The following is a 20769-nucleotide window of genomic DNA, read 5'->3' as shown; positions in this document are numbered from 1 at the left end:
TACCCCGACGGCGGTTGAAACGTTTTTCAGCCCGCAGGGCCGCCGGGCCTTCCTGCAAACCCTCGCCTGACGAGCATCAGCACGCCCTCGCTGCTTGTCCACGGCCCGTGCTCCATTCCCGGATGCCGGTACGCGTACATCCCCGCGGTGAACGTCTCGCCGAGGCGCAGGTCGGTCAGCGAGCCCTCGACGAGGTACACCTCCTCGAAGTAGTCGTGCCGGACGCTGCCCTGCGCACTGCTGTCCGTGCCCGGCTCGTACCGTTGCAGCACGGTGGCGTCCCCGGTCCGCGGATCCTCGGCCAGCACCTGCTCCCACACGCCGTCGGCCGCACCGGGCGGCCGGAGCCACGGCGCCTCGGGACGGTGGAACTCGGACTGCGGTCTGCTCATCGGCGGTGCTCCTCACTGTGTCGACCGAGTTCAGCACAGGCGACGCGCCATTCACCCTCTGTCGTACCGTCCGGCACCACCCGCGACCGGCAGGTCGCCGACTGTGCCGGGCCCTTTCGAAGTGGGACGCTGGGACGAGAGGCATCCGCCGAGGGGACTCGGGAGGGCCCGATGGGACGTGACGTACCTGCCCTGGTGTTCACGCGCGAGGACCGCCGCCGCTACCGGGACAAGATGCACCTCTGTCTCGACGTGCTGGCGCAGATGCTGCGCGAGTCGGGCTTCGAGAGCGAGCGCCCCCAGGTCGGGCTGGAGATCGAGCTCAACCTGGTGGACGACGACGGACGGCCGGCGATGCGCAACACCGAGGTGCTCCAGGCGATCGCCGACCCCGCCTGGTCGAGCGAGCTCGGCCGCTTCAACCTGGAGATCAACATCCCGCCCCGGCAGCTGACGGCCGGCGGCCCCGGCGCCTGGGAGCAGGCCATCCGCGACGCCCTCAACCACGCCGAGGAACGCGCCTCCGACGTGGGCGCACACATGATCATGGTCGGGATTCTGCCGACGCTGGGGGAGTCGGACGTGGGCGAGTCCGCCCTGTCCGGCGACCCGCGGTACAAGCTGCTCAACGAGCAGATCTTCGCGGCCCGCGGCGAGGACCTGCGCATCCGGGTGGACGGCGTGGAGCGCCTGTCGATGTACGCCGACGCCATCACCCCCGAGGCCGCCTGCACCAGCACCCAGTTCCATCTGCAGGTCGCCCCGAAGGAGTTCGCGCCCTACTGGAACGCGGCCCAGGCGATTGCGGGCGTACAGATCGCCCTGGCCGCCAACTCGCCCTTCCTGTTCGGCCGGGAGTTGTGGCGAGAGACGCGCATCCCGCTGTTCGAGCAGGCCACCGACACCCGCCCGCAGGAGATCAAGGCCCAGGGCGTACGGCCGCGGGTGTGGTTCGGCGAGCGGTGGATCACCAGCGTCTTCGACCTCTTCGAGGAGAACGTCCGCTACTTCCCGGCCCTGCTGCCGCTGTGCGACGAGGAGGACCCGCAGGCGACGCTCGACGGCGGCGGCGTCCCGCAACTGGGCGAACTGACCCTGCACAACGGCACGATCTACCGCTGGAACCGCCCTGTGTACGCCGTCACGGAAAGCGGCCCGCACCTGCGCATCGAGAACCGAGTCCTGCCCGCAGGCCCCACCGTGGCCGACATCATCGCCAACGGCGCCCTCTACTACGGCCTCACCCGCGCCCTGGTCGACGAGGACCGGCCGGTGTGGACTCGGATGTCCTTCGCGGTCGCCGAGGAGAACCTGCACGCCGCCGCCCGTGACGGCATCGACGCCCGCCTGTACTGGCCCGGCGTGGGCGAAGTCCCGGTCACGGAACTGGTGTTGCGGCGCCTGCTGCCGCTCGCCCACCGGGGCCTCGAACTGGCCGGCATGGACGCGACCTGGCGCGAACCCCTGCTCGGCATCGTCGAGCAGCGCTGCGTCACGGCCCGCAACGGCGCCCTGTGGCAGGCGGAGACGGTCCACCACCTGGAGAAGACCGGCATCTTTGGCCGCCAGGAGGCGCTGCGCCGGATGACCACCACATACATGGACTACATGCACCTCAACGCGCCTGCGCACACGTGGCCCGTGGACTGACGCCGACCTTGCACAAGGCGAATTCGACCGTGACGTCGACCCCCTCCATAAGGTAATCTAAAGGCAAAGAAACATTCGATGTACGGCAAAGGAGGCACCGGTGTTCGATCTTCGGACAGAGGCAGAGATGAGGCTGCACTCGGAAAAGACGGCCAGGGAACTCGCCCTGAAGAAGCAGCGTGAGGAGACCCTGACGGCTCCTGGCGCCGGCGAGGAGAGTGCGAGCGCTGAAACGCAGCCGCCACCGACATAGCGCGCCGGTCGATCGGCCCCCTCTGTCGGAGGGTGGCTGACCTGCGTCTTGTGTGCGGGGAGGCGTGATGGAACGCTTCCTGTCCACGGCGGCAGGGGAGCGTACCGATGGACCTGGAGCTACGGCATCTGCGCGTCCTGTGTGCGATCGCGGACGCCGGGAGCGTGGGCCGCGCCGCCTCGGACCTCGGCTACTCGCAACCCGCCATGAGCACCCAACTCCGGCGGATCGAGCGCCACTTCGGGCAGCCGCTGTTCGAGCGCGGGGCGACAGGGGTCAGGCCGACACGGTACGGCGTCGAGGTCGTCACCCAGGCCCGCGACGTCCTGGCCCGTGCCGCCGCGATCGGGTGCCGTCCGGCCGCCGGTGCCACGAGCAGCCGTAGGACCCTGCGTGTCGCGGCGACCAACTCGCCGGTGCTGTCCGGCATGGTCTCGCGGGTCCGGGCCCGGCTGCCGGACGTCACGCTCGCGGTCAGCAGCGTGTACGCCTCCTCGCGGATCGTCGAACTCCTGGAGGACGGCGAGGTGGACGCGGCCGTGGCCGCGGACTACCCCGGGATGGAACTGAAGCATGCGGACACGGTCACCCACCGAGGAATCGTCACCGAGCCCACATTCGTGGCGCTGCCCGCCCGCCATCGCCTCGGACACCGCGCCCAGGTCTCGCTCGCCGATCTGGCCGAGGACGCCTGGTTCCTGACACCGGACGACGGGGCGGGCTGGCCGGGAGTGTTCTACACGGCCTGCGCGGCGGCCGGATTCTCACCGGTCGCCGTACATGAATTCCTCGGTGACCAGCTGCAGTTGCAGAGCATGATCGCCGACGGCCTCGGGGTCTCCGTCGTGCAGGCGACGCTGCGGCCGATCCCGGACGTGGTGATCAGGCCGCTGATCGGTACGCCGCTGTGGTGCCGCTATGTGCTGGCCTGGCGGCATGACGCGGTTGCTGAGGACGTGGTGGAGGAGCTGTTCCACTCCGCCGCCTCCGCATACCGCGAACTTGCCGGGCGGTCACCGCACTTGAGGGCGTGGGCCGCACGCACTTGGCGGGAAAGCGGGGCGTAGCCGGAGTCGGGGCGGACGGGTGTTATTGGGCGACGGGTGTTATGGCCGGCCGGAGCACAGTGCTATGTCACATTCCATTGTTGAGGGCATCCGGCGCTGAGATGGTGCCTCACGCGCCTCAACACCCTTATCGAGGCGCATCCCTCCGCAGAGGAGTCCAGAGATGCGCTACCTCTTCGCGCTGCCCAGACGCGCCGCCGTCACCCTCGCCGTCTGCACCACCCTCGCGGGCATGCTGTCGGTGCCGGCGCTTGCCGCACCCCCCGCCCGGCAGGGCGCCGCCCTCGCGGCACTGGCCCGGAAGGTGCCGCCGCCCACCGGCTCGACCGCCACCGCCGCGGACCAGCCGGCCGTACAGGCCCGCCCGCTCGCCACGGCCCAACTGCCCCCGCTGAAGCCGACCGGACCGAAACCCGAACCGAAGCCGGTCTCGTGCACCCCGGCCGACTTCGCGAACAGGGCCGGTTCAGCGCTCGTCACCTTCGTCGAGGCCTCGACCACAGATTGCATCAACACCCTGTTCGCAGTGACCGGCACCGACGCCCGCGACATCTTCCGCCAGTCCAAGATGGTCACCGTGGCGAAGGCCTTCAGGCGAGAGGCGCAACGGTATCGGGGCGACAACACCTCCGGGGTGTGGCAACTCGTCCTGTTCCTGAGGGCCGGCTACTACGTCCAGTTCAACCACCCGTCCGACGTCGGTCCCTACGGCGCACCCCTGGCCCAGGCCGCCACCCGTGGCCTGGACGCCTTCTTCGCCAACCGGCACTCCCGGGACGTGACCGCGGAGAACGGAGACGTGCTGGGCGAGGCCGTCATCCTCACCGACAGCGCCGACCAGCAGGCCCGCTACCTGAAGGCCTATCGGCGCCTGCTCAACGCCTACGACAGCTCCTACGACGTGCTCCCCAGCATGCTCACCGCCGTCAACGACGTCTACACCCCGCTCTGGCGCGGCAACTGGAACCCGGCCTACGTCAACGCGGTGACCGCCGACCCGGGCATCGCCCGGACCCTGCACGGGTTCGCGCTGGGGCACCTGGACCTGCTCGGCACCGACCGCGCCTACCTGGACTCCAACGCCGGGATGAACGTCGCCCGTTACGTCGAACACACCGCGCTGCGCGCCACGGTCCAGCCGCTGGCCAAGGACCTGCTGGACGCCTCGAAGATCACCGGTCCCACGGCCGGGCTGTGGGTCGCGGTGGCGACCCAGGCAGACTCCTACGACCGCCCCGACTGCTTGTACTACGACATCTGCAACCTGCCCGCCCGGCTCACCGACGCCGCCCTGCCCCTCACCCACACCTGCGACGCGACCCACACCGTCCGGGCCCAGGCACTCACCTCGGCCGAACTCGACGCGGTATGCGCCGACCTCGACGCCCAGGACCCGTACTTCCACGATCTCGTCAAGGACGACGGCCCCATACCGGGCCAGTACCTGTCGACGGTGCAGCTCGTCGTCTTCGCCAGCCGCGCGGACTACCAGACCTACGCCGGGGCGATCTACGGCGTCAGCACCGACAACGGCGGCATCACGCTGACCGGAGACCCGGCCGACCCCGCCGACCAGCCCCTCTCGATCATGTACCAGAAGCCCTCCGACGACGGCTTCACGGCCCGCGTCTGGAACCTCAACCACGAGTACACGCACCTCCTCGACGCCCGCTACGACATGAAGGGCGACTTCACCCGGCAGACGTCGGTGCCGGACGTCTGGTGGATCGAGGGCCTGGCCGAATACGTCTCCTACGGCTACCGGGGCATCACCGACGAGCAGGCCGTCGGCGAGGCGGGCAAGCACACCTACCGGCTGAGCACGCTGTTCCAGAACACCTACGCGAACAGCGACGTGATCCGCACCTACCCCTGGGGGTATCTCGCGGTCCGCTACATGTTCGAGAACCACCCCGCGGACATCCAGCGCATGCTCGCCCGCTTCCGGGTCGGCGACTACACGGGCGGATACGCCCTCTACGCCTCCGACATCGGCACCCGCTACGACGCCGACTTCGACCAGTGGCTCACGGCATGCGCCGACGGCGCCTGCTCCGACACGCCCGCCCCCGGACGGCGCAGCGAGTCGGTGTTGTAGTCCGGACGGGGCTGAGGCCAGTGCTGGGGCGCGAGCGGCGCGCTGAACGCCGAACTAAGGGCGTGATGCCGGACTCCTGCGGATGCGCTGCGGGCCGAAATGGAGTATTGGACGCGCCCAAGATCCCAAATTACTACTTAGTGCATGTATATGCTCACACTAAGTAGTCAATCCAGGGCTTTGCGCCCGGGTGAGAAAGGGTCAACCATGCGCAGGTTTCAGCGCGCTGCGGTCGTAGCCGTAGCGGTGGCGGGGCTGTCCGTTCTCGGTGTCGGTGTCGGCTTCGCCGACGACGCCGACGGGCCGCGGCAAGCCACCGAAGTCACCCCGCCGTGGCACTTTGCGCCGACGGTGAGTTCCAAGAAGGCGACGCCGGAGCAGGCACCCAGATACACGGTGCCGGAGTTGGATCTCAATCGGTTCATCGATGCGTTCGTCGCCCCGGCTTCCAAGGATGCGAGCGACAAGTAGCCAGGCGCCAAGGGGGCGAGCGGCTCCGTAGCCCGCGCCCCGGTCGGCCCAGATACGTCAGAGCAGCAAAGGCAGCCCGGACGCGCTAAGACCCATCAGGGGTGCGCGCCCGGGCTTTTGCCGTTTTCCGCCCCCTCCAAGGCCTTGGCGCACGCCGGTCGACGGCGACCGCGCCCGGGCCTCGATCGTGTTCGGGGACAAGCACATGTTCCGTCACCCGGGGACCCGTGATGGAAAGACCTCCAACAAGGGGATGGAAATCAATCACCTGTATTCATGAATGCCGGACCGGGGTGGGTTCCCGATCCGGCCCTTTCGGCTTTCTGGGATCCCGGCGGACGGCCGGCTTTTCCGGGCATGCGAAAACACCGGTGCCCCGGCTTGCGGCCGGGGCACCGGTGTGAGCTTTTCTGTTACTTGCCGCCGACGCTGTTGTTGCAGCCCATGGACGAGCCCAGCGAGGTCGACTGCGCGCCCTCGTTGCCCTCGCCGTTCAGGGCGCCGCCCAGCAGGCCGTTGAGCAGTCCGACCTGGCCGAGGATGTCCAGGTTCAGGTCGTGTGACCTGCAGGTGGTGCTCTGCAGGACGGTGTTGCCGCCGCCCTTCCCGCCGTCGTCGTGGGCCTGAGCGGTGCCGGCACCCAGGAGTCCGACGCTGACGGCGGCGACCAGGACGGCAGCCTTGCGAAGCTGGTGCATGTCATCTCCGGTGGAGTGAAGTGGATGCGACCTGCGATAGATCGACTTCGTGCAGTTGTGGAGGTTAATAAGAAATATCCCCGGAACATCAGGCGGCGCGCCGAATTCGGAAAATGACTCACTACCCTGGTCGATGGCCCGGAAATAATCCTTGTGAGTGAACCACGGCGTAAGCAGATATTGAGGCCCGCCAACTTGGCCGACTGCCGGGCGAGTTGTTGCGCGCCCTGTGCGGCTGACGCACGCTGGTCACATGGGTGAGCACGACGGCCCCACGCTGATCACTTCCGTCCAGCGGGCCTTGCGGCTGCTGGAGGCGGCGAGCGCGCACGAGAACGGCGCGCCCGCGAAACAGCTGGCACGGGAGACGGGGCTGCCCCTGGCCACCGCCTATCACCTGCTGCGGACGCTGGTCCACGACGGATACCTGCGGAAGCTGGGCGACGGCGCTTTCGTGCTCGGCGACAGACTGCAGACGCTGCGGACCACGGGCCGTGGGCAGGCACTGCTCAGCCGGGTCCGCCCCACGCTCGCCGCACTGCGGGACGAGTTCGCCACCGCCGCCTACCTCACCTTCTACGAGGACGGCGAGATCCGCGTCGCCGAGATCGTCGACAGCGCCCGGGCACCCCGCGTCGACCTGTGGGTCGGGTTCGAGGACGCCGGGCACGCCACCGCGCTGGGCAAGTCGGTGCTGCGGGAACTGGACGACGAGGCCCGCAAGGACTACCTGTCCCGGCACCACCTGGCCGACCTCACCCCGCGGACGATCACCAGCCGGCCGGAGCTGCTCCGGAGGCTGGATGCCTCACCCGTGGCCCCGGCGGTCACGGACCTGGAGGAGTACACCCTGGGCACGGTCTGCGTCGCCGTCCCCGTCTACAGCGGTGACACCCTCGGCTCGCTCGGTGTCTCGATGCCGGTGGACCGGCTCTCCCGGCTGCCGGCGATCCGGGCGCGGCTGCTCCCCACGGCGGACCGTGTGACGAGGAGTCTGTCGCTCACTATCTGAAAAACCTCTGCTTGTGACGGCCGGGGCCCACCCCGTTTCCTGGATGAAACAGACATTTCAGTGGCGGGCTCCAGGACCGACGGCCCCACACAGATGAGGACTGCAGACACAAGATGAGTCAGGCCCGAGACCATGGCGGCGGACACTGGCCCATACGGTCGCTCAGACGCGCCGTCGCGCGGCTGGCCGCGGGGGCACCCGTCCTGCCCGTGCTGATCGTCTCCGTGATCGTGCTCGCCGACCTGGCCGGCGGAGCCGGGATCACCTGGCTGCCGATGCTCGCGGCCGGTCCCGCCCTGGCCGCCACCACCAACGGCCCGCGCGGTGTCCTGTGCGTCGGCCTCCTCGCCGCGGCGCTGGGCGGCTCGCTCGGCACCCGCAACGGTGTCCCGGGCAGCGAGCTGGCGGCCGTACTGTCCGCTCTGGCGGCCGTCACCCTGGCGAGCGGACTGGCCAGCGCGCTGCGCGGGCGCCGCGAACGCGTGCTCGCAGCCGTCCGTTCGGTCGCGGAGACCGCCCAGCATGCGCTGCTCACGCCCGTCCCGGCGACCGTCGGCCCCTTCCAGGTGGCCGTCCGCTACAGCGCCGCCGCGGCCGAGGCCCGGATCGGCGGCGATCTCTACGCGCTGATCCCCACCCCGTACGGCGTACGGCTGATCGTCGGCGATGTGCGGGGCAAGGGGCTGCCGGCCGTGGGAACCGCCGCGCTGGTGCTCGGGATCTTCCGGGAGGCCGCCTACGACGAGCCAGATCTCCTGGCCGTCGTCGACAGGATCGAGCGGAGCCTCGCCCGCAACCTCGGCAGCGACGACTTCGTCACCGCCGTGGTCGCCGGATACCCGAGGGCCGGGCAGCTGGAAGTGGTGAACTGCGGACACGCGCCCCCGCTGCTGGTGCGCGGGGACGGCAGCGTCACGTCGGTGGAGTCCACGCACCCGGCCCCGCCTCTCGGGCTGCGCGCGCTCACCGATCACACCCCTCGCCTCCAGGTGCTGCCCTTCGCCGAAAGGGACCAGCTGCTGCTCTACACCGACGGCGTCACCGAGGCCCGCGACCGGGGCCGGGCGTTCTATCCGCTCGACGAGGGGCTGGCGCGCCATGTGTCCGACGACCCGGCGCACACCCTCGGCGCGCTCCACGACGAACTGCTGGCACATGTCGGCGGCCGTCTCCACGATGACGCGGCGCTGCTTCTGATCCGTAAGCCGGCCCTCGCCGAGCTCGTCGCCGACGCGGAGCCCGGCGGCAGGGACCTGGCCTCCGAGGCCGCGTGACCGGAAGGTGCCGTCGGTTTCACCGTGCGGCGGTTCGGTCGGCGGCCGGTTCCCGCCATGTCTCGGCGGCCGTGAGCGGAACCAGGGCCGGTGGCGGTGCCGAGGTCGTCAGCTCGATACGGCGTCCCTCGGCCGACGAGCGGAGCAGGGCGGTCATCGTCTCCAGCACGTGCAGGGCGAGAGCGCCGCTCGCGCGATGCGCCCGCCGTCCGTCGGCGGTGAGGAAGTCGAGCAGCCCGAGGCCGCGTGCGCCGTCGACGTAACCGGCTGAGGGCGGGAGTGTGCGCCACTGGGTGCCGCCGAGTTCGAAGAGCCGTACCTCGCCGTCGAAGTGGTTGGGGTCCGGCACCGTGAGCGTGCCGGTCTCGCCGTGGACCTCTATCGGGGCGGCCGTGGTGGCGACGCCGTCGAAGCTCGTCGTGATCGTGGTGAGAGCACCGCCCGCGTGCTCGAGCACACCGGAGACATGACTGTCCACCTCGACCGGAATCCGTTCGCCCGCGCGCGGACCGGAACCGATCACGCGCTCGGTGCGCAGTCGGCCGGCCGCCCCGATCACCGCACGCACCGGACCCAGCAGATGAACCAGGGACGCGAGGTAGTACGGCCCCATGTCGAGCAGGGGGCCGCCACCGGCGGTGTAGTAGAAGTCGGGGTGGGGATGCCAGCGTTCGTGTCCCGGGGTGACCATGACGGCCGAGGCGAACTGTGGGCGCCCGATGCTTCCCGCCTCCAGGGCCGCCCGCGCCGTCTGTACTCCGGTGCCGAGGACGGTGTCCGGCGCGCATCCCACGCCGACCCGGGCCTTCTCGGCGGCTTCCAGGACGGCCTGGGCGTCGGCGAGGGTGGCGGCCAGTGGCTTCTCCCCGTAGACGTTCTTCCCGTGGGCGATGGCGCCCAGGGCTATCTCGGCGTGGGCGGCGGGGACGGTCAGATTCAGCACCGTGTCCACGTCCGGGCTGCTCAGCAACTGCTCGACGGTCAGCGCCCGGGCGTCGGGCAGCTCGGCGGCGACCGCGGCCGACCGCGCGGAGTCCAGGTCGGCGACCGCGGTGACGCGTACGGCGGGATGGCCGCGGAGCGTGACCAGATACGCGCGGGAGATGACGCCGAGACCTACGACGCCGATGCGGTGCGCGTCGCCCACAGCATGCCCCTCTCGATGACGGTGCGGACGTTCGGGTTCTCCAGTACGTCCAGGCTGTGCCCCGGTGTCGTCACCACGATCCGCCCGGCTCCCCATTGCCGGGTCCAGATCGCCGGTGAGGTGACGGGCCGCTGCCAGGGCTGCCAGGCGCGGGCGGGGTGCGTGGTGGTGGCCAGGACGTCGATCAGGTCGTCGTGGAGCACCCAGTACTGCTCGGTGCACAGCTCGAAGTCGTCGAGCCCCTCGGTGACCGGATGCTTACGGCCCAGTTCGGTGATGTCGATGGTGTGCGGCAGGAAGTTGTCCTCCGCCTCGCCCCGACGCTCGCACGGCTCCTTGCCGGGGTGGCACGCGAACTGGCCTCCGACCAGCTGCAGATAGTCGGAGCAGCCGCGGAACGAGTCGGCGACACCGCCGTGCCAGCCGGTGAAGCCGGTGCCGGCCGTGACCGCCGCGCTCAGTCCCGACACCTGCTCGGCGCTGATCTCCGACATCGAGATGCACTGCACCACCAGGTCGGTGCGGGCCATCTCGGCGGTATCGGCGTAGACGTCGGTCGACTCCTCGACCCGGACGGTGAAACCGCTGCTCTCGAGGAAGGGCAGGAACAACTCGGTGGCCTGGACCGGCCGGTGCCCCTCCCATCCGCCTCGGACCACCAGGGCTCTCTTCGGCTGCATCCTGTTCCTTCACCCCGTCGTACGGAGTCCTCACTATGCGTCAGTCACCCGCGCCCGGCAACGGGCTGCCGGATACGCGAAAGTTTCGCGGCTGTGGAGCCCTCGACCCGGGTCAGCGGGTGGCCGAGGTGGCCGACGCGCGGGCTTCGACCAGCCAGCAGGCGGCGGTGAAGCGGACCTCCGTGCCCTGCACGAAGGGGTCGAACGCGGCGCGGGCCGTGTTGATGACCTGTGCGCGGGTCGGCTCGTCGACCTCGCGAAGAGCCAGACCGACCGGGCCGAGCCGGGTGAGGTAGTGGACCAACTCGCTCTCGGGCAGGGCGCAGGACACGTCGATCGGCCGGATGTCGATCCCGCTCCAGCCGCTCTCCGCCAGGATGCGGCGGACCCGGTCCGGGTCCGCGAAGGCGAACTGACCCGGCTCTTCCGGGCGGCGGACGGGCAGGTCGGGCAGCAGCGGTGCCGCCGCGCGTTCGGCCGTCGTCATGAACGGGTTCTCCGCAGGGCCGCGCCAGGCGATGAACCGCAGCGGGGCCTCGTCCGTCGCGGCACGCCGGAGGTTCGCGAACGCCCGCACGGAGTCGTTGAAGAACATGACGCCGAAGCGTGAGATGACGGCGTCGAAGGTGGCGGGCTCGAAGGCGTGGTCCTGGGCGTCGGCGAGGACGAAGGACGCCGGTGTGCCCTCGCGTTCGGCACGCGCCCGGGCGGCGGCGATCACCGGTTCGGAGATGTCGACGCCCACGCTGCGGCCCGCCGCACCGAGCCGGCGCGCGGCGGCCAGCGTGACGCCCCCGGTGCCGCAGCCGACATCGAGCACACGGCTCGCGTGTCCGGCGGCCACGGCATCGACGAGCAGGTCTTCGAAGGGCTTGAACATCCCGTCCAGCACCGCCTGCAGCTCGACCCAGGCATTGCCGCCGGGCCCCTTCCAACGGGCCGCCTGATCGTCATTGCTTCCGCGCCTGACGTTCATGAACGCCTCCTCCGCTTGCCTTGGTCCGGTCGAGATGACACCGTGCCACTTCAAGTCGACTTGAGGTAAAGAGCATGACGGAGCTGGACATCGCCGAGGTGGTGCAGCGCGCCGGAGTTCCCGCCTCCACCCTGCGGTTCTACGAGGAAAAGGGGCTGATCGCCGCGAGTGGCCGGCGGGGTCTGCGCCGTCAGTACGACCCCGCCGTACTGGAGCGCCTGGCGCTGATCGCGATGGGGCGCACCGCCGGGTTCTCGCTCGACGAGATCGCGCGCATGTTCGCGTCGGACGGACGGCCGCGCATCGACCGCCAGGTGCTTGCGGCCAAGGCGGAGGAGCTGGACCGCACGATCCGCGAACTGGGCGTCCTACGCGACTCCTTGCGGCACGCCGCAGCCTGCCCCGCCCCGAGCCATATGGAGTGCCCCACCTTCCGCCGCCTCCTCAAGGCGACCGCCTCGGGCGCTGCCGCCGCACCGAGGAAGCGGGCACCGCGCTCACCGCGGGAGCGCTGACGGATCCTGTGGGACCACCAGTCCCTCAAGCAGAATCGGCGTCGTACTCCTGCCGGGACCGCTCGACCTTTTCGAGGTTGTCGGCGGACCATTCGGCGAGATGCGCGAAGAGCGGGGCGAGGCTGCGGCCGAGTTCACTGATCTCGTACTCGACCCGGGGCGGGACCTCCGGGTGGTACGTGCGCACGACGAGACCGTCGCGTTCCAGCTGCCTCAGCCGCTGGGTCAGGACCTTCGGCGTGATCCTCGCGATGCGCCGCTCCAGCTCGACGAACCGCTGCCGGCCGTGCGTGTGCAGGCTCCACAGGATCGGTGTGGTCCACCGGCTGAACACGATGTCCACGACCGGACCGATCGGACAGGCAACTTCCGGATCCGTCCCGGCAGTTGCCGCCTGCATGCCCCTGACCGCCATGCGCATCCCTCCGGGATAGCCACTTTCCCCTAGGTACCTACTATATCGGCGGTGTTAGCGTCCTGAAGGCGGCCGGGGACCAGCACTCCGCGGCGTCCACGCCCACTCAGGGCATCGACAACACACCGAATGAACAGGGGAGTTGACCGTGATCGTAGTGACGGGGGCGACTGGCAACGTCGGCCGATCGCTCGTGCAGGCCCTCGCAGCCGGCGGTGCGCAGGTGACCGCGACATCCCGGGCCGTATCGGTCGCGGACGCGCCGCACGGCGTCCGGCACCGACAGGCGGACCTGACCGATCCGGAGAGCCTCCGTCCGGTGTTCGACGGCGCCGAGGCGCTGTTCCTGCAGAACGGCGGCCCCAGCGCGCACCTGCTCAGCCCGCGGGACATCCTCGACGTCGCCAAGACCGCCGGGATCGAACGAGTCGTGCTGCTCTCCTCCCAAGGGGTCGTGACCCGGCCGGAATCGGCCTCGCACGGGGGTGTCGCACGCGCCATCGAGGACGCCGTCCGGCAGTCGGGCCTGGGCTGGACGATCCTGCGGCCGGGCGGCTTCAACTCCAACACCTACGCCTGGGCCGAGTCCGTGCGCACCCGACGAGCGATCGCCGCGCCGTTCGCCGACATCGGCCTGCCCACGATCGACCCGGACGACATCGCCGAGGTCGCCGCCGCGGCCCTGCGCGAGGACCGCCACACCGGACAGACCTACGAGCTGACCGGACCCGCCCTCACCACGCCCCGCCGGCAGGCCGAGGCGATCGGCGACGCCCTCGGCGAACCGGTGCGCTTCATCGAGCAGACCCGAGCCGAGGCCCGCGCACAGATGCTGCAGTTCCTGCCCGAGCCGGTGGCCGACACGACGCTCGACATCCTCGGCAAGCCCACACCAGCCGAGCAGCGCATCAGCCCCGACGTCGAGCAGGTCCTCGGCCGCGCGCCCCGGACGTTCGCCGAGTGGGTGCGGAGCCACATTGCCGCGTTCCGATAGATCCTCGCACCGGCCCAAGGTCTGTGCGGGCCCCGCCGGTTGATCCCGGCGAAGCCCGCTCACGCAGAACGTTGAGAGCGCTCTCGCTTCATGCGCGGCAGGGCTTAGCGGGGGATCGAAGGGAGGTCCACGCCAATCCCGAGCGGGGTGGAGGCGTGAGGGGTTCGATCGCCTCGGGCCGTGTGCCCGTGCGGACGCCCATCGCTGCACGGGGGTTGTCCTGACATTCCCTCGCACCTAAGGTCATCTCGCGGGCGCAAGCGCTTTCTGCAACCAGGCCAGGCATGGCGACCACCCCCACACTGCGCCCCAGAGGAGTGCGCATGAGCATTCGCGTCAGTCACGCGTACGGCGACTACATCGCCGTCGCGGCGCCGGACGGCACCGAGATCCTCCGCTACGTCTACCGTCCCGACCCCGATGCCTTCGAGGCGCGCAAGCCCTACGCGCATCCGGTGCGCACCCTCGCCGGACGCACCGTGACCGGCTACCGCCCCAGCGACCACCGCTGGCACAAGGGCCTGCAGATGACGGCCAGTCATCTGTCCGGGCAGAACTTCTGGGGCGGCAACTGCTATGTCCACGGCAGGGGTTATCTACCGCTGCCCGACCGCATCGGCTCCATGAGGCACGACGGCTTCCCCGCGTTCACGGTCGAGGACGACCGGCTCGCCTTCACCGAGGCCCTCACCTGGGTGGAGAACGGCGGCGCCGAGTGGGCCCGCGAGGAGCGCGGGCTCACCGTCCACTCGGTCGACCAGGAGGCCGGAGCCTGGGCCCTGGACTGGTCGATCCACCTCACCAACCTCCGCGACGAGCCACTGGCCTTCGGCTCGCCCACCACAGAGGGCCGTGAGATGGCCGGCTACACCGGCCTGCAGTGGCGCGGCCCCCGCGACTTCACCGGCGGCACCGCCTTCGGACCAGACCTCGACGGAGGAGCCGGCACGGACGCGGGCAAGCTGATGGGCACCCAGGGCCCCTGGCTGGCCTTCACCACCGAGCACGACGACGTCGACGCGCACTCCACGCTCGTCTTCGCCCACGCGCCCGAGAACCTCGACGGGCAGTCGGCGATCCACGACTCGCACTGGTTCGTGCGCTCCGAACCGATCCCCACCGTCGCGTTCTCCTGGGCGTTCTTCGAGGAGTTCGAGCTGCCGCCCGGCGAGTCCTTCGCCTACCGCTATCGGCTTGTCATCGCCGACGGCGCCTGGGACCGCGACCGCGTGGCCGGCCACCTGGCAGGTCTGGCGTGGTGACCGACCGGCCCTGAGAGCAAGCAGTTGTGAGGAATGAGGTGACCTCGGCATGCCCGGACACAGGACAAAGGGGTTCTGCGCAGCGGCCGTCGCACTCGTGCTCAGTGCGGTGCTGGCCGGCTGCGGGGGATCCGGGGAATCGGCCGGCGGCGGCAAGGTCGTGCTGCGCTACACCTGGTGGGGCAACCCCGACCGCGCTGCACGCACCGAACAGGCCGTCGCCCTGTTCGAGAAACAGCATCCGAACGTGCGGGTGCAGACGTCGTTCTCCGGCTACGACGCCTACAAGCAGAAGCTCGCCATCCAGGCCACAGGAGGCGACGCCCCCGATGTGATGCAGCTCGACTACCGCCAGATCGACCAGTACGCCTCCGGCCATGTCCTGCTCGACCTCGGGAAGGTCAAGGACGTCCTGCGCACCGCCGAGATCGACCCGGGCCTGCTGGCCACCGGCCGGGTGAACAGCACCCAGTACGCCATTCCGCAGGGCCGCGGCACCGAGACCGTCGTCTACGACGTCAAGGCATGGAAGGCGTCCGGGGTGCCCCTCCCGCGCAAGGGCTGGACCTGGCGCCAATGGGCCGACACCGTGCGGGAGTTGGCCAGGAAGACCGGCAGGCCAGGTGCCACCGACCCGGGCCAGAGCGAGGACGCCTTCGAGGTGTGGCTGCGCGGCCAGGGCAAGGCCCTCTACACCAAGGCCGGCAGCCTCGGCTTCACCGCCGGCGACCTCGCCCGCTGGTGGTCCTTCACCGACGGGCTGCGCCGGGAGGGCGCCGTCTCCCCGGCCGAACAGACCACCCAGCTCGACGGCTCCGTCGAGAACACCCCGCTCGGCCGCGGCAAGGCCACCGCCGACTTCAACTGGGACGCCCCGTCCAGCGGTTACCTCGCACTTGTCAAGGGCGGCGTCGCGCTCGCGCCGATGCCGTCCGGCGAGGACGGCACGCCCGGACAGTACTTCAAGCCGTCCATGTTCCTCGGCATAGGAGCCCACACCGGCCACCGCAAGGAGGCCGCCGCGCTGATCGACTTCCTCCTCAACGATCAGCGGGCGGCGAAGATCCTCGGCGCGACCCGCGGCATCCCCGTCAACGAGACCATCCGCAAGCAGACGGCCTCCCAGCTCAAGGACTTCGACAAGACGGTCGCCGACTTCCAGTCCTTGCTGGAGGGCTCCCTCAAGGACCCGCCGCAGGCACCGCCCTCCGGTGACAACGCCCTGCAGACCACCTTCCAGCGCGACTACGACCAGGTGTCGTACGAGCGCATGTCGCCGCGCCAGGCGGCCGAGAACTATGTCACCGAGGCGAAGGCGGAGCTGAGGTCATGACCACCACCGACATTCCCGCACCCACCGCACGCCCACCCCGGCCCGCGCCCCCCGCCGGGCGCCGCCCCAAACGCGAACGCGAGGGCGCCGCCTGGGTGTTCCTGTCCCCGTGGGTGCTCGGCGCGAGTGTCCTCACGCTGCTGCCGATGGCCGTGTCGCTGTATCTCTCCTTCACCGACTACGACCTGTTCAACCCGCCGCACTGGGTGGGCCTGCGCAACTACACGCAGATGTTCACCGAGGACCCCCGGTACTGGCGGTCGGTCGTGACGACCCTGACGTACGTCGTGATCGCGGTGCCCCTGCAACTGGCGCTCGCCCTCGTGGTCGCGCTCGCCCTCAAGACCATGAAGCGCGGCAAGGGCTTCTACCGCTCCGCCTTCTACGCCCCCTCGCTGCTCGGCGCGTCCATGTCCATCGCCCTCGTCTGGCGCGCGGTCTTCAACGACGGCGGCACCGTGGACAACCTGCTGGGCACCGGCGGCTGGGTCAACAAACCCGGCTGGGCGCTGCTCGCCGTGGCGTTGCTGACGGTGTGGCAGTTCGGTGCGCCGATGGTCATCTTTTTGGCGGGGCTGCAGCAGATACCGGCCGAGCTGTACGAGGCGGCGGCCGTGGACGGGGCGGGCAGGTGGCGGCAGTTCCTTTCGATCACCGTGCCGATGCTGTCCCCGGTGCTCTTCTTCAACCTGGTGCTGCAGACCATCCAGGCGTTCCAGGTGTTCACCCCCGCCTTCGCGGTCAGCGGCGGCAAGGGCGGCCCCGCCGACTCCACCCTCTTCTACACCCTCTACCTCTACGACCGCGGCTTCGTCGCCTCCCACATGGGCTACGCCTCCGCCATGGCCTGGGTGCTGCTGCTCGTCATCGGCGCCGTCACCGCGGTGCTGTTCCGCACCTCGCGCTCCTGGGTCTTCTACGCCTCCGAGGGGGAGCGATGACCACAACCGCCGTAGCACGAAGGCCAGTTCGCTGGAGCCGCATCGCCCTGCACCTCGGCTGTCTGGCCGCCCTGCTCGTCATGCTCTACCCGCTGGCCTGGCTGCTCGCCACCTCCCTGAAACCGGCCGACGAGGTCATCGCGAGCCTCAACCTCCTGCCCAGCCACCTGGAGTGGTCGAACTACAAGACCGCCCTGGACGGCGTGAACGGCGTGTCCATCTGGCGGCTGCTCGGCAACTCGCTGCTGATCGCGGGCGGCGCGGTCGTCGGCAACGTCGTCAGCTGCTCCCTTGCGGCCTATGCCTTCGCCCGGCTGCGCTTCCGCTTCCGCGGCCCCATGTTCGCCTTCATGATCGCCACGATCATGCTGCCGCACCATGCGGTGCTGATCCCGCAGTACATCATCTTCAACAAGCTCGGCATGGTGAACACGTACTGGCCGCTGATCCTGCCGAAGTTCCTCGCCACCGAGGCGTTCTTCGTCTTCCTGATCGTGCAGTTCATGCGCGGACTGCCGAGGGAACTGGAGGAGGCGGCGCGCATCGACGGCTGCGGGCCGTTCCGCAGCTTCTTCCAGGTGATCCTGCCGCTGACGCGCCCCGCGCTGATCACCACGGCGATCTTCACGTTCATCTGGACGTGGAACGACTTCTTCACCCAGCTGATCTACCTCTTCGACCCGGACAAGTTCACGCTCACGCTTGCGCTGCGCTCGTTCGTGGACGCCTCCAGCCAGTCGGCGTTCGGGCCGATGTTCGCGATGTCGGTGATCGCGCTGCTGCCGATCGTGCTGTTCTTCCTCGCCTTCCAGCGGTTCCTGGTGGAGGGCATGGCCAGCTCCGGACTGAAGGGGTGAGCGGGATGAGCGATGCGCGAACGCGCGAGCGGGGCGAGATCTTCGGGCCTCGCATGACCCTGTTCGCCGACATGCTGAGCGTCGGCCTCGCCACGGCAGCGGCCTGTCTGCCGCTGCTGACCGCCCCGGCAGCGCTGTCGACGGCCTGCGCGGTCCTGCGGGGCGCGCGGGAGGACCGGCCGGTAACCGCCGGCCGCTATTTCGCGCTGCTGCGGCGGCGCCTGCGGGCGGGCGACCTCGTCGTGGGTGCCGTCGCCCTGGCGGTTGCGCTGCTGTTCGCCGCGGACCTGGCGCTGGCGGGGGCGGGACTGCCGGGAGCACCGCTGTTCGCGGTGACCGCCGCCGCGATCGGTGCCTGCGCCACCGTGGTCGCCCTCAGGGCCTGCGCCCGCCCCGAGTCCCTGGACGACTGGCCGGCCGCCCTGCGCGAGGCCGCCCGGGACGCGGTACGGGACCTGGGCGGCAGCGGCCTGGTGCTCCTCGCGGTGGCGACGGCCGCCGTGTGTGCCTGGGTGCTGGTGCCTCTGGCGTTGCTGGCGCCGGGGCCGCTGGCGCTGGCGCTCACCGCCGTTGATGTGCGGTGGGCCGCCGCCCGTTCCTGATCCGGCCTGCGCCGGCGGTCACTGCTGTGGACGTGCCGCGTACGCCTCGGGCCGGCGCTGGGCGGGGATCGCCGGTGTCGGGCGGGTGATGCCGGACAGATCGCGGGCGGCCATGCTGTTGCGGTCGGTGACCGAGCGGCCGAGGGCGTGGTGCGGCCACAGTCCCGCAGCCACCCGGCGGCTGCGCTCGGTCCATTCGCGGGCCGCGGCGCTGCTCGCCTTGTAGTGGTTGACGGCGTACCCGCCCGAGTGGATCCGCAGCAGACAGAAGCCGCCGGGATAGTCCTTGACCGCGCTGACCTCCTGCATCGTGACATGCGGGGCCTGCGGCAGCACGGTGCGTTTGTTGCGGTGGGTGTGGCCCGCGTGATGGAGGAAGACGCCGGGTGCGCTCGCGTAGGCGTCGAGTATGGAGCGGGCCTGCCGGCGGCCGAGGCGCTGCCCGCCGGTCACCGGGAAGACGGAGTCCCGCACGGCCAGCGGATGATGCCCGAACACCACCGTGGGCTGGTCCCCGTTCTCCCTCAACCGGTCCCGGAACCAGGCCAGTTGCTCGGCGCCGAGGCCGCCCGCGTCGGCGCCGTTGCCGTCCTTCTCGTAGGTGTCGAGTCCGACGATCCGCAGTCCGCCGAGGTCGCGCGCGAAGTACGCGGGCCCGTCGCCGTTGAGGAACCCGTCCCGGAAGGAGTCCCCGCAACCGCCGTCACAGGACCGGCAGTTGCCGTGCCCGGGCCGGTCGTGGTTGCCGCGTACGACGAAGTAGTCCTGACCGTGGGCGCCGAAACCGTCCAGGATCTGCTTGGCCTCGGCCAGGTCCTCGGCCGCCCCGCCGGCCGAGATGTCCCCGGCGGCCAGCAGCACGTCAGCCCCGCGCCGACGGGCCTCCTCGACGACGGCCCGGCTCATGATCTCGGGATACGGCGCGCGGCCGTGTTCCTGCCTGATCCCGCGCATCAGGGGCATGCCGGTCACCAGGCCGGCGGTGGTCTCACCCAGGTGCAGGTCGTTGCAGAGCGCGATCGACAGCAGATGCCGCCCCGGCGGCGGCTGCGGCGTGGTGAAGGAATACGGGCCTCCGGCCGAGCCCAGCCCGTGGCGGTTGGTGCCGACGGCGTTGCCGCGAACGAGATGCAGCGGCGTCGGCGTCGCGGATACGCCCCGTGAGCGGGCCTGGTAGTAGTACGTCTGCCCGGGCTCCAGGTCGGTGAGCTCCACATAGTGGTGTGCCATCGGACCGTCCTCCGCCGCGACGCGGGTGAGGCGGCCGGGGTGGGTGCCGTAGACGACCTCGCCCTCGGTGACCGCGGGGAGCATGTGCCCGAAGCCGTCGTCGGTGCCGGGTACCCCGGTGTACCAGGTGATGACGGCGCGGTCCTCGGTCAGCGTGACCAGTTCCAGATGGACGGCGGCCAGCCCGTCGCGGTGGCTGTGCCTGCTCCTGCCCGCGGGGCCGCGCAGGGCATCGGCGGCGGTCCGCAGCAGGGCGGGGGTGAGCAGGGCGCCGGAACGCAGGATCTGACAGGGGTCCGGCAGGGCCGAGAGAGCGGCGAGGGGAGCGGACAGGCAGCAGCGCATGCCCCAGTGTGCCCATCCGCGGTGAACGGCGGCAGTGACATGGATGCCGGGACGGCGGCCGTAGGGCGACAAATCCCAGGTCGGCCCCACTGTGACCGGTCCGGGTGAGAATGCTCACCTCATGATGATCAGCACGGTTCGCCCCGATATGTACCGAAGTACCATCGGTTGCCTTCGGGGTCACGGGCGGCGAAGTCGCGGGAGCCGTAATCGGTGACATGCAGATCGGTGGTGATCTCGGCGCCGGCGGCCTTGGCGCGGGCGTGGACGGCGTCCGGGTCGGCGGTGACGACGTAAGCGCTGAAGGCGCCGGGCGGTGTCGGGCCGCTGCCGGGCTCCTTCTCCTCGCGTACGGAGCCCAGCATGATGCCGCCTCCCTCGGGCCAGCTGAGCTGGGCGTGCTGGACCAGGTCGCCCTCTGCGTAGACCACGGTCTCCTCGAAGCCGAAGGCCTCGACAAGGAAGCGGATCAGCGCGCGGGCGTCGTGGGCGCGCAGGGTGGGCCAGACCTGTGGGGCGGGCGGCTGCTTGCTGGTGTCGGGCGTACTGGTCGTCAT

Annotated in this window: 21 protein-coding genes; 13 read left to right on the top strand and 8 right to left on the bottom strand. The window is 70.2% G+C overall.

Features of this window, described 5'->3' with window-relative positions; translation table 11 throughout:
- Nucleotides 1–26: 26 nt before the first annotated feature.
- Nucleotides 27–392 (bottom strand): cupin domain-containing protein, encoded by a 366-nt coding sequence (locus ACWCRD_RS29130; protein WP_450968729.1) that lies wholly within the window; start codon nucleotides 390–392, stop codon nucleotides 27–29.
- 171 nt (nucleotides 393–563) lie between these two features.
- On the opposite strand from ACWCRD_RS29130, the gene ACWCRD_RS29125 reads away from it, so the two are divergent.
- The 4 genes from ACWCRD_RS29125 to ACWCRD_RS29110 all read left to right on the top strand — a co-directional run bounded on the left by ACWCRD_RS29125 (nucleotide 564) and on the right by ACWCRD_RS29110 (nucleotide 5931).
- Entirely contained in the window at nucleotides 564–2042 is a 1479-nt protein-coding gene (locus ACWCRD_RS29125) for a glutamate--cysteine ligase (RefSeq protein ID WP_450968728.1), read from the top strand.
- A 360-nt stretch (nucleotides 2043–2402) separates the two neighbouring features.
- Nucleotides 2403–3362, top strand: a complete 960-nt coding sequence (locus ACWCRD_RS29120; protein ID WP_450968727.1) for a LysR family transcriptional regulator — start codon at nucleotides 2403–2405, stop codon at nucleotides 3360–3362.
- A 163-nt stretch (nucleotides 3363–3525) separates the two neighbouring features.
- On the top strand, nucleotides 3526–5460 hold the full coding sequence (locus ACWCRD_RS29115) for a collagenase (RefSeq protein WP_450968726.1): 1935 nt from the start codon (nucleotides 3526–3528) through the stop codon (nucleotides 5458–5460).
- Between the two features lie 207 nt (nucleotides 5461–5667).
- A complete protein-coding gene (locus tag ACWCRD_RS29110) occupies nucleotides 5668–5931 on the top strand; it encodes a hypothetical protein (RefSeq protein WP_450968725.1) in 264 nt (87 codons plus the stop codon).
- A gap of 413 nt (nucleotides 5932–6344) precedes the next feature.
- Here ACWCRD_RS29110 and ACWCRD_RS29105 read toward each other — a convergent pair whose 3' ends face one another.
- Entirely contained in the window at nucleotides 6345–6629 is a 285-nt protein-coding gene (locus ACWCRD_RS29105) for a hypothetical protein (RefSeq protein WP_450968724.1), read from the bottom strand.
- Between the two features lie 253 nt (nucleotides 6630–6882).
- On the opposite strand from ACWCRD_RS29105, the gene ACWCRD_RS29100 reads away from it, so the two are divergent.
- Nucleotides 6883–7641: an IclR family transcriptional regulator gene (locus tag ACWCRD_RS29100; protein ID WP_450968723.1), complete on the top strand. Its 759-nt coding sequence runs from the start codon at nucleotides 6883–6885 to the stop codon at nucleotides 7639–7641.
- A 113-nt stretch (nucleotides 7642–7754) separates the two neighbouring features.
- Nucleotides 7755–8915 carry a PP2C family protein-serine/threonine phosphatase gene (locus ACWCRD_RS29095; protein ID WP_450968722.1) on the top strand — a complete coding sequence of 387 codons (1161 nt, stop codon included), beginning with the start codon at nucleotides 7755–7757 and terminating at the stop codon, nucleotides 8913–8915.
- 19 nt (nucleotides 8916–8934) lie between these two features.
- On the opposite strand, the gene ACWCRD_RS29090 is transcribed toward ACWCRD_RS29095, so the two are convergent.
- From ACWCRD_RS29090 to ACWCRD_RS29080, 3 genes are all read right to left on the bottom strand, one after another.
- Nucleotides 8935–10062: a Gfo/Idh/MocA family protein gene (locus ACWCRD_RS29090; protein ID WP_450968721.1), complete on the bottom strand. Its 1128-nt coding sequence runs from the start codon at nucleotides 10060–10062 to the stop codon at nucleotides 8935–8937.
- Nucleotides 10032–10742 carry a ThuA domain-containing protein gene (locus ACWCRD_RS29085; protein ID WP_450968720.1) on the bottom strand — a complete coding sequence of 237 codons (711 nt, stop codon included), beginning with the start codon at nucleotides 10740–10742 and terminating at the stop codon, nucleotides 10032–10034. The genes ACWCRD_RS29090 and ACWCRD_RS29085 overlap by 31 nt, the downstream gene beginning before the upstream one ends.
- Before the next feature lie 112 nt (nucleotides 10743–10854).
- The gene (locus tag ACWCRD_RS29080) at nucleotides 10855–11718 is read right to left on the bottom strand and encodes a class I SAM-dependent methyltransferase (RefSeq protein ID WP_450968719.1); all 864 of its coding nucleotides are present in this window, start codon (nucleotides 11716–11718) and stop codon (nucleotides 10855–10857) included.
- Between the two features lie 74 nt (nucleotides 11719–11792).
- On the opposite strand from ACWCRD_RS29080, the gene ACWCRD_RS29075 reads away from it, so the two are divergent.
- Nucleotides 11793–12233 carry a helix-turn-helix domain-containing protein gene (locus tag ACWCRD_RS29075; protein WP_450968718.1) on the top strand — a complete coding sequence of 147 codons (441 nt, stop codon included), beginning with the start codon at nucleotides 11793–11795 and terminating at the stop codon, nucleotides 12231–12233.
- Between the two features lie 25 nt (nucleotides 12234–12258).
- Here ACWCRD_RS29075 and ACWCRD_RS29070 read toward each other — a convergent pair whose 3' ends face one another.
- Nucleotides 12259–12648: a winged helix-turn-helix transcriptional regulator gene (locus ACWCRD_RS29070; protein ID WP_450968717.1), complete on the bottom strand. Its 390-nt coding sequence runs from the start codon at nucleotides 12646–12648 to the stop codon at nucleotides 12259–12261.
- Nucleotides 12649–12796: 148 nt separating this feature from the next.
- Between ACWCRD_RS29070 and ACWCRD_RS29065 the strand changes: the two genes are divergently transcribed.
- The 6 genes from ACWCRD_RS29065 to ACWCRD_RS29040 all read left to right on the top strand — a co-directional run bounded on the left by ACWCRD_RS29065 (nucleotide 12797) and on the right by ACWCRD_RS29040 (nucleotide 18637).
- Nucleotides 12797–13642 carry an NAD(P)H-binding protein gene (locus ACWCRD_RS29065; protein WP_450968716.1) on the top strand — a complete coding sequence of 282 codons (846 nt, stop codon included), beginning with the start codon at nucleotides 12797–12799 and terminating at the stop codon, nucleotides 13640–13642.
- Nucleotides 13643–13965: 323 nt separating this feature from the next.
- Nucleotides 13966–14904 (top strand): DUF6807 domain-containing protein, encoded by a 939-nt coding sequence (locus ACWCRD_RS29060; RefSeq protein ID WP_450968715.1) that lies wholly within the window; start codon nucleotides 13966–13968, stop codon nucleotides 14902–14904.
- Between the two features lie 49 nt (nucleotides 14905–14953).
- Nucleotides 14954–16237 carry an ABC transporter substrate-binding protein gene (locus ACWCRD_RS29055; protein WP_450968714.1) on the top strand — a complete coding sequence of 428 codons (1284 nt, stop codon included), beginning with the start codon at nucleotides 14954–14956 and terminating at the stop codon, nucleotides 16235–16237.
- A complete protein-coding gene (locus ACWCRD_RS29050; protein ID WP_450968713.1) occupies nucleotides 16234–17178 on the top strand; it encodes a carbohydrate ABC transporter permease in 945 nt (314 codons plus the stop codon). Before ACWCRD_RS29055 ends, ACWCRD_RS29050 begins: the two co-directional genes overlap by 4 nt.
- Complete coding sequence (locus ACWCRD_RS29045) at nucleotides 17175–18035, top strand: carbohydrate ABC transporter permease (RefSeq protein WP_450968712.1); 861 nt, start codon at nucleotides 17175–17177, stop codon at nucleotides 18033–18035. Before ACWCRD_RS29050 ends, ACWCRD_RS29045 begins: the two co-directional genes overlap by 4 nt.
- A gap of 5 nt (nucleotides 18036–18040) precedes the next feature.
- Nucleotides 18041–18637, top strand: coding sequence for a hypothetical protein (locus ACWCRD_RS29040; RefSeq protein WP_450968711.1), 597 nt, complete (start codon nucleotides 18041–18043; stop codon nucleotides 18635–18637).
- A gap of 18 nt (nucleotides 18638–18655) precedes the next feature.
- Here ACWCRD_RS29040 and ACWCRD_RS29035 read toward each other — a convergent pair whose 3' ends face one another.
- Both ACWCRD_RS29035 and ACWCRD_RS29030 read right to left on the bottom strand, forming a co-directional pair.
- Complete coding sequence (locus ACWCRD_RS29035; protein WP_450968710.1) at nucleotides 18656–20212, bottom strand: metallophosphoesterase; 1557 nt, start codon at nucleotides 20210–20212, stop codon at nucleotides 18656–18658.
- Between the two features lie 128 nt (nucleotides 20213–20340).
- Nucleotides 20341–20769 (bottom strand): VOC family protein, encoded by a 429-nt coding sequence (locus ACWCRD_RS29030; protein ID WP_450968709.1) that lies wholly within the window; start codon nucleotides 20767–20769, stop codon nucleotides 20341–20343.

It is taken from the genome of Streptomyces sp. NPDC002092 (assembly GCF_053593775.1).
This window is presented reverse-complemented; position numbering and strand designations above follow the sequence as displayed.

Coding starts and splice junctions, on each gene's coding strand:
- ACWCRD_RS29130 (WP_450968729.1), bottom strand. CDS start 392: ATGAGCAGACCGCAGTCCGAGTTCCACCGTCCCGAGGCGCCGTGGCTC.
- ACWCRD_RS29125 (WP_450968728.1), top strand. CDS start 564: ATGGGACGTGACGTACCTGCCCTGGTGTTCACGCGCGAGGACCGCCGC.
- ACWCRD_RS29120 (WP_450968727.1), top strand. CDS start 2,403: ATGGACCTGGAGCTACGGCATCTGCGCGTCCTGTGTGCGATCGCGGAC.
- ACWCRD_RS29115 (WP_450968726.1), top strand. CDS start 3,526: ATGCGCTACCTCTTCGCGCTGCCCAGACGCGCCGCCGTCACCCTCGCC.
- ACWCRD_RS29110 (WP_450968725.1), top strand. CDS start 5,668: ATGCGCAGGTTTCAGCGCGCTGCGGTCGTAGCCGTAGCGGTGGCGGGG.
- ACWCRD_RS29105 (WP_450968724.1), bottom strand. CDS start 6,629: ATGCACCAGCTTCGCAAGGCTGCCGTCCTGGTCGCCGCCGTCAGCGTC.
- ACWCRD_RS29100 (WP_450968723.1), top strand. CDS start 6,883: ATGGGTGAGCACGACGGCCCCACGCTGATCACTTCCGTCCAGCGGGCC.
- ACWCRD_RS29095 (WP_450968722.1), top strand. CDS start 7,755: ATGAGTCAGGCCCGAGACCATGGCGGCGGACACTGGCCCATACGGTCG.
- ACWCRD_RS29085 (WP_450968720.1), bottom strand. CDS start 10,742: ATGCAGCCGAAGAGAGCCCTGGTGGTCCGAGGCGGATGGGAGGGGCAC.
- ACWCRD_RS29080 (WP_450968719.1), bottom strand. CDS start 11,718: ATGAACGTCAGGCGCGGAAGCAATGACGATCAGGCGGCCCGTTGGAAG.
- ACWCRD_RS29075 (WP_450968718.1), top strand. CDS start 11,793: ATGACGGAGCTGGACATCGCCGAGGTGGTGCAGCGCGCCGGAGTTCCC.
- ACWCRD_RS29070 (WP_450968717.1), bottom strand. CDS start 12,648: ATGGCGGTCAGGGGCATGCAGGCGGCAACTGCCGGGACGGATCCGGAA.
- ACWCRD_RS29060 (WP_450968715.1), top strand. CDS start 13,966: ATGAGCATTCGCGTCAGTCACGCGTACGGCGACTACATCGCCGTCGCG.
- ACWCRD_RS29055 (WP_450968714.1), top strand. CDS start 14,954: ATGCCCGGACACAGGACAAAGGGGTTCTGCGCAGCGGCCGTCGCACTC.
- ACWCRD_RS29050 (WP_450968713.1), top strand. CDS start 16,234: ATGACCACCACCGACATTCCCGCACCCACCGCACGCCCACCCCGGCCC.
- ACWCRD_RS29045 (WP_450968712.1), top strand. CDS start 17,175: ATGACCACAACCGCCGTAGCACGAAGGCCAGTTCGCTGGAGCCGCATC.
- ACWCRD_RS29040 (WP_450968711.1), top strand. CDS start 18,041: ATGAGCGATGCGCGAACGCGCGAGCGGGGCGAGATCTTCGGGCCTCGC.
- ACWCRD_RS29035 (WP_450968710.1), bottom strand. CDS start 20,212: ATGCGCTGCTGCCTGTCCGCTCCCCTCGCCGCTCTCTCGGCCCTGCCG.
- ACWCRD_RS29030 (WP_450968709.1), bottom strand. CDS start 20,769: ATGACGACCAGTACGCCCGACACCAGCAAGCAGCCGCCCGCCCCACAG.